At 27.8% G+C, this 12,157-nt stretch carries 8 protein-coding genes, 1 tRNA gene and 1 pseudogene; 6 read left to right on the plus strand and 4 right to left on the minus strand.

Going from position 1 to position 12,157, the window contains the following annotated elements:
• Window positions 1-178 precede the first annotated feature (178 nt).
• From tlyC to Q1X91_RS12555, 4 genes are read right to left on the minus strand one after another with little or no spacing between them, the layout of a single operon-like run.
• Window positions 179-991 carry a hemolysin C gene (gene tlyC / locus Q1X91_RS12540; protein WP_300758066.1) on the minus strand — a complete coding sequence of 271 codons (813 nt, stop codon included), beginning with the start codon at window positions 989-991 and terminating at the stop codon, window positions 179-181.
• Window positions 992-1,004: 13 nt separating this feature from the next.
• Entirely contained in the window at window positions 1,005-1,442 is a 438-nt protein-coding gene (gene ybeY / locus Q1X91_RS12545; RefSeq protein ID WP_300758069.1) for an rRNA maturation RNase YbeY, read from the minus strand.
• Window positions 1,442-3,970: an HDIG domain-containing metalloprotein gene (locus tag Q1X91_RS12550; protein WP_300758072.1), complete on the minus strand. Its 2,529-nt coding sequence runs from the start codon at window positions 3,968-3,970 to the stop codon at window positions 1,442-1,444. Before Q1X91_RS12550 ends, ybeY begins: the two co-directional genes overlap by 1 nt.
• A gap of 33 nt (window positions 3,971-4,003) precedes the next feature.
• The gene (locus Q1X91_RS12555; RefSeq protein WP_300758075.1) at window positions 4,004-4,864 is read right to left on the minus strand and encodes a PhoH family protein; all 861 of its coding nucleotides are present in this window, start codon (window positions 4,862-4,864) and stop codon (window positions 4,004-4,006) included.
• Between the two features lie 542 nt (window positions 4,865-5,406).
• Here Q1X91_RS12555 and coaBC point away from each other — a divergent pair.
• The 6 genes and pseudogenes from coaBC to Q1X91_RS12585 all read left to right on the plus strand — a co-directional run.
• Window positions 5,407-6,603 (plus strand): bifunctional phosphopantothenoylcysteine decarboxylase/phosphopantothenate--cysteine ligase CoaBC, encoded by a 1,197-nt coding sequence (gene coaBC / locus Q1X91_RS12560; RefSeq protein WP_300758078.1) that lies wholly within the window; start codon window positions 5,407-5,409, stop codon window positions 6,601-6,603.
• Window positions 6,604-6,632: 29 nt separating this feature from the next.
• Window positions 6,633-7,340 carry an ABC transporter ATP-binding protein gene (locus tag Q1X91_RS12565; RefSeq protein ID WP_300758081.1) on the plus strand — a complete coding sequence of 236 codons (708 nt, stop codon included), beginning with the start codon at window positions 6,633-6,635 and terminating at the stop codon, window positions 7,338-7,340.
• 22 nt (window positions 7,341-7,362) lie between these two features.
• The gene (locus tag Q1X91_RS12570) at window positions 7,363-9,684 is read left to right on the plus strand and encodes an ABC transporter permease (protein ID WP_300758083.1); all 2,322 of its coding nucleotides are present in this window, start codon (window positions 7,363-7,365) and stop codon (window positions 9,682-9,684) included.
• A 78-nt stretch (window positions 9,685-9,762) separates the two neighbouring features.
• Window positions 9,763-9,835 (plus strand) — tRNA-Thr (locus tag Q1X91_RS12575).
• A 163-nt stretch (window positions 9,836-9,998) separates the two neighbouring features.
• Complete coding sequence (locus Q1X91_RS12580) at window positions 9,999-11,033, plus strand: N-acetylneuraminate synthase family protein (RefSeq protein ID WP_300758086.1); 1,035 nt, start codon at window positions 9,999-10,001, stop codon at window positions 11,031-11,033.
• A gap of 759 nt (window positions 11,034-11,792) precedes the next feature.
• Window positions 11,793-12,065 (plus strand): annotated as a pseudogene (locus Q1X91_RS12585) (cell surface protein); the annotation flags it as partial.
• Window positions 12,066-12,157 lie beyond the last annotated feature (92 nt).

The following is a 12,157-nucleotide window of genomic DNA, read 5'->3' on the forward strand; positions in this document are numbered from 1 at the left end:
AAATATAGCCTTTTTGCTTCTTTGTGGCAACAAAAGAAGTGGGGGTGTGGGGGCTAGTCCCCACAAATACTAAAATTTAAAAATTTATTTTTTGACAAATCATATTTGTTTAGGTATATTTTTTATTCATATAAACTAATATTTTAATACTTAAATATTTTCATTTATAAAAATAAAATCATTTATCATCTATATTATTATCTTTGCTTTCTTTTTTGAGTTTCTCTATTCTTATTTTAGTAACGATATTTCCGCTCTTTCCAACAACTGTAAAAGAATAATCCTTATACTCTATAGCCTCATTTCTTTTAGGAAGCCTTCCCAAATATGAAAATAAAAATCCTCCTACAGTATCTGCCTCATCATCAGGTATAGGCGGAAGTATTCCGTATTTATTAAAATCTTCTATTCTTGCCCTTGCATCTACAAGATAAGTACCGTCATCATTGCTCTTTACCTCTTCATCTTCTTCATCATACTCATCTCTAATATCGCCTATGATCTGTTCGAGAACATCCTCCATAGATACTATACCAGAAAAACCGCCGTATTCATCTACCACCATAGCAATATGAATCTGCTTCTCTCTAAAGTTTTTTAAAAGCTCCATCAAAGATATTGATATTGGTACAAACAAAGGCTTATGAAGAATTTTTTTTAGAGAAAAGTTTTTATCATCTGTATCTATCAAATCTTTTACATACAAAACACCTACTATATCATCTATACCATCTTTATATATAGGTATTCTTGAGTTTCTGTCTTTATTAAATGCCTTTATAACCTTATCATAAGAAGACTCTATTGGAAGCATAACAACATCTACTCTTGGAACCATTATCTCTCTTACACTTTTTGATTTTAATTCTATTGTATTTATTATAATTTCTCTCTCAGGTTCTGTTAATGCTGATAAATTTATATAATTGTTTTTTTCAGTATCATTATACTTTTTTTTGGTTATTTTAGATATTAATTTTTTTATTGACATTTTATATATATCCTTAAAAGTTATGTTTTTTTCTATTATCTTTTATATATTTTATTACCCTATAATATAATTCTTTCATCTTTTCATTATTTTCCATAAGCGATTTCTTACTATAATTATGATGTATACCTTTAAGATGAAGTACAGAATGTATAATAAGTTTTAATACTGTTTTTTTTATCTTATCTTCACTGTATCTGTTTTTTACCCATTCATAAGAAATAACTATATCTCCTCCTTCATCAGCATCTCCCATAGGAAATGTTAATACATCAGTGGCTTTATCCTTATTTCTAAAATCATTATTAAGTTTTTTGATATACTCATCATCGCAAAATAACAGATTGACATCTCCCTTTACCCCAGAAACAATTAATGAATTATATAAAAAATATTTATAGTACTTTATATCAATATCATAATCTGTTTCATTAAACACATTAACTTTCATTATTTTTTTACAGTATCCTTGTTTTCTTTATTTTCCTTATTTTCTTTTGTATTATATTTTAATTCATCTTTTTCATTTTTATGTTTTATAGGAGTTTTTTTTGCTATTTTCTCTTTTATTTTTTCTTTTATCTTTTCAGTTTCTTTTTTAACTTTTTTTACAGCATCGCTGCTTTCTTTATTATCTTTGGTATTATCCTTATTATCTTTTGCCTGCTGTTTTTTATTATCCTTATTAACTTCTTTAGTATCTTTGCTGTCCTTATCATTTTTTTCATTCTTTTCATTTTTATCATCTTCTTCTGACTGAGCTTTTTCATTTTTCTCTTCTGGAAGTTCCGGATATTTTATTCTTTCATGCAAAGAAACTATAATTTTTTGGAATGATATTCTTTTAATAATTTCTATATCTTTTAAAGTAAGCCCGCTGTCATTAAGCTCGCCTTGAGACATTTTGCTATTAACAATATTATCTATAAGCGACTCCAAATCCTCTCTTTTAGGAGAATCTAAAGTTCTGCTTGCCGCCTCTATAGAATCAAGAATCATCAATATAGCTGTAATCTTAGACTGAGGACGAGGTCCTGGATAAGTAAATAAATTAATATCAACATCAGGATTTTCTTTTAAAGCCTCCACATAAAAATATTTTATTAAACTTGTACCATGATGTTCTTTTATAGCTGCAATAACCTCTTTAGGAAGTCTGTATTTTTTAGCTATCTCAACACCCAAACGTACATGAGCTTTTACTATAGAGGCAGAAAGTGTAGGTTTCAATTTATTATGTCTGTTTTCATTAACATTAGAGTTTTCTATATAGTAGAGCGGATTTTCCATTTTACCTATATCATGATAATATGCTGATACACAGGCAAGCCTTGCATCTTCTCCTATCTCTTCTGCTATAGTTTCTACAAGATTAGCCATGCTGATAGAATGGTGATAAGTACCAGGGGCATTCATCTGCAGTTTTCTGAGAAGCGGATTATTCAAGTCAGAAAGCTCCTGAAGTCTGAATATAGTAGCTGTTTCAAGCATATATTCACATATAGGAAGAAATATCATCACAAGTATAGCCTGAGTAAATCCGCTTACAAATGAGAAAATAAAAGTTAAATAAGTTATATTAATTTCATTATTAAGCAGCATTCCTACTAATGACATTAAGCTCAAATATACGCCTATCATAAAACCTATCCATAAAAGAGCATATCGGCTGTTGATTTTCCTTGAAAATATAGAAGCTAATATTGATATAAGAAATAATGCTGATATTTCAAATATATTAGCCTGAGCAATATTTGCAGCAAGAAATGTAATACCTAAAGTTACTACAGATGATATACCTCTTCTAGCTCCTAATAACGAGTTTATCATACCAAACATAGGAATAAATGTGTAAATATAAAAAGGTATATATGTATCTAATAATTTATATGATATATGATTATAAAATAGATATGTAAGACTTACAATAACAACATACTCTATACAAAACAGAATATAGTTTTTAAAACTTATATAAAAAGGTATTTTGTATTTAAATATAATAAAACCAATAAAAGCAAAAAGAAGAAGTATAAATAAAGCCTGCCCTATCAGAATAGAAATATTATAATTTTCAAAATTATTACCAAATAAATTTCTTATAAGTTCAGCCTTTTCTTCTGTTACTCTCTCGCCTACATTTAAAATCACAAATCCTTTTTTTATCGTATTATAAACTGGAGGTATAGAAGAGACAGCATCATTCATTCTTTCTTTTGTACGTACAGAATTATATATAAGATTATCTCTTAAAAAAGCATTAACTATAGATGATATTGTATTAATATGATTTATATTAAGATTTCTGTATTTTGCCCCTATTATAGAAGGAAGCTCCATTCTTAAATCTTCCAAAAAAAATACTCTGTTTCTTGGAAGCACTCTTTCTTCTACTAAATAATCATCATATCTGTATATAAATACTCCATTATCAATTATAAGATTCAAAGTATCAGAACTCAAATTTCCCCTAGATATAACTCCTACACTGAATAATTCTTTAATAGTTTCTATTATTTTAGACTCATATCCTACATTAAGCTCATTAACAACAGCATTTGAAAATACTGATTTATTTATAGGCTCATTATGAAGTGCTAAAAACTGATTGTACATATCATCAATAGGAACATTATTATCATAAGATATTCTCATAAATGAAAACATATTGCTTATTTTAGATATAGTTTCATACTCTATATTTTTAGGCATATCAAATATAGGTGATACTGCCGCTTGTGCATAATATACAAGTTTTTGTGTTTCTTCTTTATTTTCATATTTTACATTACGTTTAACTATTAGAGGTTCTTTTACTATATCCCCTACTGAAGGTACTGCCGCCTTCTGCATATATGTAGGAAAAACTAAAAATAAAGTAAAAAGATACAATACTATAGCTATTATTAATTGAAAAACTCTTTCTATATTTGGAGTTTTATTTATAACTGATTTCATTATTTTCTTATTTGTATTCATATTAAATTATAAACCTTCCATAAATAAAATATTTTATTTGCCTGCATTATCATATGCAGCCAAAATCTCAGAAACTAAATGATGTCTTATCACATCTTTTTTATCAAAATGATGAAAACTTATACCGTTTATTCCTTTTAAAATTTTTAAAGCATTCTCAAGACCAGATTCCACATTATTTGGCAAATCGCTTTGAGATATATCTCCAGTTATCACCGCTTTGGATTTTTCGCCTATTCTGCTTAAAAACATTTTCATTTGAGAAACTGTAGTGTTTTGTGCTTCATCAAGTATTATAAAAGACTTGCTCAAAGTTCTTCCTCTCATATATGCCAATGGAGCTGCTTCAATTTTTCCTTCTTCAGTATATCTTAATATAATATCGCTTGACAAAAGACTATACAAAGCATCATAAACAGGACGCATATATGGAGATATTTTCTCTTTAAAATCTCCAGGCAAATATCCCAAACTCTCTCCTGCTTCAACTACAGGTCTTGTTATAATTATACGCTCTATTCTTCCCTCAGAAAGTAAATTTATAGCATAAGCAACCGATAAAAATGTCTTTCCCGTACCAGCAGCACCAGAAGCAAATACAATATCACTTCTTTGCATCTTATATAAATATTCTCCCTGAGAAATTGTTTTCATCTGTATGCTTCTTCCTAGATAAGGCAGTTTTATACGCATTGATATTAATTGATTTTCTTTATCGCTCTCAATATTATCTGCTATACTCATCACTTTTTGAATTGTTATATCATCAGATGAATTATACAGATCTTTTAATATATAAAGAACTTTAAGAGTGTCTTCTATTTTATTTGAATCGCCTTCTATAGTTAATTCATTTCCTTTTGGGTATATTGAAACATTAAATTTATCTTCCAATATTTCAAGATTCTTATCATTAATTCCGCATATTGAAATAAAGGATTCATTATCTTTAAATTTAATTTTATTGCCTGATATTTTCTTATTAATTATATAAAATCCTTAAAACAAAATCATATTTATAATAAATTTATAGAGATAATAGTATACAAAATCATATCTATTGTCAATAAGACAAAATGAATTTATTTAACTTTTTTTATTTATAAATATCAAAAAATCAATACCTCTAAATATTGAGCTATAATTTTTATATAGCATTATATATAAAATAAACACACAAATAAAACATAAATATAAAGAGTAATTCAATATAAAATTTACATATCTAATTTGCTTCAGATTTAAATTTTACTTAACAAAACACTAATATGTATTTATTTACATACTTAAAAAGTATATTTTTTTTATATTTTTGTACAAAAAGACAAATAAAAATAAAAAAAATATATAGACTATTTTTTTATTTATAGTAGTATATAATTAATAATATTAAAGTTTATAAGGAAATATTAAGTTTTAAAACTTTTTAATAAGCTATGAGAATTTTGCTTGCTGTAACAAGTTCTATATCTGCATACAAAACCCCAATGTTAGTAAGTATGCTAAAAAAAGAAGGGCATGATATTATTTGTGCCGTTACTAAAAATGCTCAAAACATGGTTGGATTAAAAGCACTTGAAACTATGAGCACAAATAAAGTAATAACTGATTTATGGCAGGAAGATGATGTTCTAAGACATATAAACATAAATAAAGAAACAGATATACTTCTTATAGCACCCGCTGATGCCAATATAATATCCAAAATAGCTAATGGTATATGCGATGATGCTGTAACTACTATAGCATGTGCATATACAAAAGATAAATATTTCGCCCCAGCTATGAATCCTCATATGTGGCTTAATAAAGCTGTACAAAAAAATGCAAAATATTTAATAGATGAGCTTAATTATAATATAATAGAACCAGAAAGCGGAAATATGGCATGCCATGATACAGGTGTGGGAAGATTAGCTGATTTTGAAACTATAATAAAAAAAATTACAAAAGAAAATAATAAATATAAAAATATAAAGTTTACTATAACATCAGGTGCTACTAAAGAATGGATAGACCCTATAAGATATATAACAAATACTTCAAGCGGTAAGATGGGCTCTTCAATATATGAAGAAATATATAATAACGGAGGAAGTTCTGTATATATAGAGGGTGAAGTAAGTACTATTTTAAATGTAAAAGGTAATGATAAAAAGATAAAAATTGATACAACAGAACAGCTGAAAGAAACGGTGCTTAATGAACTTGATAATACCGATATACTTATAATGGCGGCTGCCCCTTTGGATTTCAGACCTGCTGTTTATTCTGACAAAAAGATAAAAAAACAAAATATAAACTCTATAGATTTAATAGAAAATTCTGATATACTAGCGTCTGCTAAAGAAAAAAAGCAAAAATCTACACTGATAGTATCTTTTGCTGCTGAAACTGCTGAAAATGATGAGGAGCTTAAAAATTATGCTGTTGATAAAATGAATAGAAAAGGTGCTGATATGATAGTGGCAAATAAAATAAAAGACTCTATAGGTAAAGATACAAATAAAATAACTATCTTTTTTAAAGACGGAAGATTTAAATCATACCCTATATTGAGTAAAAGAGAATGTGCTGTAGAAATAGTAAATATAGCCGTTTATGAATGGAAAAAAAAGAACGGTTATAATTAGAAAATAATATTATTACGGGATTTTGTATAATGAGTTATCTTTATGAAATAAAAGAAATTAGTAAGGTATACGGACATGGAGGAGGAGCTACTCAGGCTTTAAAATCTGTTAATCTTACAATAGAAGAAGGAAAACTTACTGCTATACTAGGACCTAGCGGTTCTGGAAAAAGTACTTTGCTTAATATACTAGGTGCTTTGGATAAACCTACAAGCGGACAGGTTTTATTTCTGGGGGAAGACATATCTCATTACAGTAATAAAAAATTAGCTAAATTCAGAAGAGAAAATATAGGTTTTGTATTTCAAAGCTATAATTTGCTTCCTAATTTAACTGCTATAGAAAATGTAGAGTTTTCAACTGAGATAACAGGGCTTTCAAGAAGTAATGCCGAAGAGGCTTTAAAATTATTGGGTCTTGAAAACAGAATAAAACATTATCCTACAGAATTATCAGGCGGAGAGCAGCAGCGTGTAAGTATAGCACGTGCTATAGCTAAAAAACCTAAAGTAGTATTATGCGATGAGCCTACTGGAGCATTGGATAACAAAACTGGTATTATGGCTTTAAAAATATTAAGAGATTTAAACAGAAATCTTGGAACAAGCATAGTATTAATTACTCATAGTAAAGAAATAGCCAAAATGGCTGATACTGTAGTAAAGATTCTTAGCGGCGAAGTATTAGATAAATATGATGTAGAAAAACCTCTAAATCCAGAAGAGATAGAGTGGTAAAAATAAAAACGGTAAATAAATAATGATTAGTATAAAAACCAAACTATTATTTAGAAAAATAAATAAACAGCTTGCAATATTTATGTCAGCAGTATTTATAGTAACATTAGCAGTTCTATTCTTTGTTGCTGTAAAAACTGTATATAGAGATTTCAAACTGTCTGCTGAAAATTATTTTGAAGAGAATCTATTAGATGATCTTGTATTATTCGGAATGTTTGATGACAATGATATAGACATATTAAAAGATATAAAGGGTATTGATAGGGCAGAAGCGGGGCATAGATTTCAGGGAAAAATAAATAATATTGATGCTATTATTTACGGTACTGACAATTCAAAAGATAGAATAAATAAGCCCTACCTTTATGAAGGAAAATATGAATTAGAAACTAATGAAATAGCTATTAATAAAAATTTTGCTGATGCTAATTCTCTTAAATTGGGAGATACCGTAGAATTAACTTTTAACGATAAAACCAACTCATTTACTATTGCAGCTTTGGTTTCTTATCCTAATTATGTATTTCTTTTTAAAGACGGTGCAAGTACAGCATCTGAAGCTAAAGATTTCGCCGTTATAGAAATAAGCGAAGATCATTTTAATTATGTGCCTTATAATTCAATTTACATAAAATACAAAGAAGATGCTGATAAAAGCAATACCGAAAACCTAATAAGAACTAAATTAAAACAAAAAATATTCTTCTTTACAGACAGAGAACAGTCAGTAAATTATGTAAACTATGAACAGACACTTCTTCAAATAGATTCTTTTTCATATATTTGTCCTTCTATACTTCTTTTGATGGCTATACTTCTTTTATATATTATACAAAGAAGAAATGTTGCTGTTGAAAGAAAGCAGATAGGTATTATGAAAGCTATAGGGCTTACCGATTTCTCTATAATGTTTATGTATATCAAATATTCTTTTTTGGTATCATTCTTCGGTATACTCTTAGCCTTTATAGCAAGTAAATTCCTTTTGCCTCCTATATTTAATGCACTTGGAAATATATTTGATATGCCTAATTTTACATACAATATTTATATAGATTTATGGATAATATCTGCTTTAATTATATTATTTGTATGTATATTCTCTAATCTTTTGGCTGCCGTTTCAATATTAAAGCTCAACCCTGCTCAGTCAATGAGAGGTGAGCCTCCTAAAGGTGCTGGAAAAACTTTTATAGAAAGATTCAAAATATGGAATAAACTTTCTTTTAATACAAGATATGCAATAAAAAATGCTTCAAGAAGCAAAACTAGATATTTAGCCTCTCTTTGGGGAATGTTTGCAGCAATTAGTATGACTATATTTGCTCAAGGATTTAATAACTCTTTTGACTATTTTTTATATACTTTATATGAAAAGTTTGCATTATACGATGTTACTGCTACTATAAGTCCTACAAAATGGGAAGATAATTCTGATATACTTACAAATAAAAGTATAAAATATTTTGATAAAGCTGCTATTTATCAGTCAAGACTTTATCCAGCTTTTAGAGAAGACTCAGAAAGTTTATACATACCTACTTTAATATATAAAGATAGTTTTTCTTCTCTTGATATACCAAATAATGAAAATAAAGAAGATTCTGTAATGATTCCTAAATATTTAGCAGATAAATTAAAAGTAAAAGAAAATGACTATATAGGAATAGAACTATACACACTTGGAAACAGTATTTCAAGAAGAGTAAAGGTTAGCAAATTTGTAGAACAGCAAGGTATGTTCTATATTTATATGGATAAAGATTTTGCTGAAGAAACATTTGAAGTTAAGGACGTTTATAACACTTTATTTTTAACTACTGAAACTAACACTTCTAAAGAAGAGATAAAAGATATATTAGATAATAGTAAAGAAGTTTCTTATTACAGTTTCAGAAATGATGAATATGAAGCATACAAAAATCAAATAGCAACAATATATTTGCTTGTACAGATACTTATATTTATAGCATTCTTACTTGGTGCAACTTCACTTTACGGTGTGGGCGTTATTACTCTTGCTACAAGAAGATACGAGTTTACGCTTCTTAAAGTTATGGGCTATACAACAAAAGAAATTATGATAGCTTCATTAAAAGAAACTATAACACAAGTAATAGTTGCCATACCTTTGGGAATAGCTGCAGGATATGGAATACTTTATCTTGTAAAAAAACCATTCTCAAGCAAGTTATTCTCTTTTGTGCCTCATGTATACAGTTCAAGCTACGGACTTGCTGTGATACTGCTTATAGCTGTAATATTTTTGGTAGCTCTTATGAGTACGCATTATATAAATAAACTAGATATGGTAGAAGGCTTAAAAGACAGAGAAGAATAAATATGAAAAAGAATATATAAAAAAATTCTGTTTTATGCTTGACTTTTTTTATAGTTATAGTATAATAATAATCACTTCGCTGGTGTAGCTCAATTGGCAGAGCAGCTGATTTGTAATCAGCCGGTTGCGGGTTCAAGTCCCATCACCAGCTCATTTTTTTAACCTAAATTTATCTTTTAATAAACCAAAAATATAATCTGCAATTATTACAACTTCTTAATATCTCCGCAAAATAAAATATTAATAAATAATTATACATCTATTTCGATAATATATTTGTAATAGTATCTTACTAGGAAGAGGTATATATAATTATGATTAAATTAAAAGACTTAATAAGCAAAAAAGGATATTTTGTAATAGCTGAAGCAGGATGCAATCATGAAGGAGATTTAAACTCTGCTGTAAAATTAGTTCAGAAAGCTGCTAAATCAGGAGCTGATGCAGTAAAGTTTCAGAGTTTCACTCAAAAAACATTATTCGCCCCTAAAGAATATACCAAAGCATTAAAACTTAATGACAATGCACTTGAAGGCGTTGATAATATAGTATTGAAAAAAGAATGGTATGAACCTCTTATAAAAGAAGCTAAAAAAAATAAAATAATGTTTATAACAACTCCTTTTTCTGTGGAATCTATTAATGATATAAATTATTATGATATACCTATAATAAAAATAGCCTCATGTGACATAGATAATATTCCTCTTCTTGAAGCAGCAGCTAAAACAAAAAAACCAGTAATACTCTCTACTGGACTTGCTCTTAATAAAGATATAAAAGAAGCTTTAAAAATATTAAAAAATAATGAAACAGCATTGCTTCACTGTTCTGTAGAATACCCTACTCCTATGGAAAATGCCAGATTAAACAGAATATCGGTAATGAATAAAATATTTAAAAACTCTATAATAGGCTACTCAGATCATACAATAGGAATAGAAGCTCCTATTATTGCTCTAACTCTTGGAGCCAAAATAATAGAAAAACACTTTACTATAACACCAGAAAAAAAAGAAGGAGATCATATTATAAGTTTGGATACTGATAATATGAAAACACTTATAAAATCTATGGACAACACTTTAACTATGCTTGGAGGATCATCTGCTCTTAAAAAAGAACATGTATTAAGCAAGCAGGAGAAAAAAGAATTAGTATATGCTAAAAGAGGTGTTTATTTAAATCATGCTATGCTTAAAGGTGAAATAATAACAGAAAAAGATATCATCACTCTGAGACCTTGTGTTGGAATATCAGCAAAAGACTATAAAAAAGTTATAGGCAAAACTCTGAAAGTTGATAAAAAATCATGTACGGCATTAAGCTTTAAAGATTTGAAAAAATAATATTAGCAGTGTATATTTAAACAAATATAGTTTGTCAAAAAATATTTTTTTTAATTTAAAATATTGCAGGCTTCACAGTCATGCCGCACTTCTTTTATGATGCTCTATGCTGTAGGCAGGCGAGAAGCAGGCACAGCCCGCTGTCGCGAAGTACTGCATTTTTTAACTAAAATATAGTTATTATAATACATTTTAAACTTATTTTATTAATGCTAAGTAATACTTTATACTATTTATAAGTTATCATTACATCTATAAATAATTAAAATTTGACAAAAGATAAATTTTTAAATTTTAGTATTTGCGGGGACTAGCCATACTTAATAACACTACAATTCTTTGCAGGCATAGTAAATTCTATAAATTGCTATAAAAATCAAAACTCTGACATATCCGTTTTAATTCATTAAAAAACTGCATTTGATAAAATACAAATCTTTAAACATTCCTTTGGCAATGTGTGCACAAATTTCAAGTATTATCATAAATTCGTTTGACTAGATATAAAAAATCAGTACTTATGTTTTTAGATAAATAAATATTATACTAAAGGAAGTATATTTCGGTATGTATAAAACTTTGGCAAAGTCTTGTAAAAAAAGTTGATAATAAAGAATATAATTGTTTAGCTATATACCAAACATAAAAATTATTACAAAAAAAATTAGATTTTTTAAAAAAATCAAAAAAAATTTGAATTCCAAAAATAATTTTCCTAGACTAAAATTATAAAATATAAAAACCTTAGGAGTGAGCAAAATGAGAAAATTTTTATTAATGGTAACTGCTATTTTTGTATTAGCATGCAGTTCAGTATTTGGTATGTATGGTGCTGATAATACTTGGCTCTTCTTCCTTATTCATGGAAATCAGCTAAGGGCTAGAATGAATCAGTTGGGCTTTACACTAGGAAACGGAACTATTAAAGGTACTTTCGGTTTTAAAGCTAATACTGGATTAACTGGTCAGATTTTTACCTCAAGAGCAAATACAAATTTAGAAGCCACTATATCTGGAGGTATAGGATATACCTAAACAAATACAGTTTGTCAAAAAATAAATTTTTTAAATTTTGATATTTGCGGGGCTTTGCCCCACACCCCAGTTCTTTTGTTGGCACAAAG

It is taken from the genome of uncultured Brachyspira sp. (assembly GCF_949287625.1).
In the GTDB taxonomy this organism is placed as follows: Bacteria; Spirochaetota; Brachyspiria; order Brachyspirales; family Brachyspiraceae; genus Brachyspira.

Excerpts from the sequence above, each read along its gene's own strand:
- Q1X91_RS12565 (WP_300758081.1), top strand. The coding sequence starts at position 6,633 with ATGAGTTATCTTTATGAAATAAAAGAAATTAGTAAGGTATACGGACAT.
- ybeY (WP_300758069.1), bottom strand. The coding sequence starts at position 1,442 with ATGAAAGTTAATGTGTTTAATGAAACAGATTATGATATTGATATAAAG.
- Q1X91_RS12580 (WP_300758086.1), top strand. The coding sequence starts at position 9,999 with ATGATTAAATTAAAAGACTTAATAAGCAAAAAAGGATATTTTGTAATA.
- Q1X91_RS12570 (WP_300758083.1), top strand. The coding sequence starts at position 7,363 with ATGATTAGTATAAAAACCAAACTATTATTTAGAAAAATAAATAAACAG.
- coaBC (WP_300758078.1), top strand. The coding sequence starts at position 5,407 with ATGAGAATTTTGCTTGCTGTAACAAGTTCTATATCTGCATACAAAACC.
- tlyC (WP_300758066.1), bottom strand. The coding sequence starts at position 991 with ATGTCAATAAAAAAATTAATATCTAAAATAACCAAAAAAAAGTATAAT.
- Q1X91_RS12550 (WP_300758072.1), bottom strand. The coding sequence starts at position 3,970 with ATGAATACAAATAAGAAAATAATGAAATCAGTTATAAATAAAACTCCA.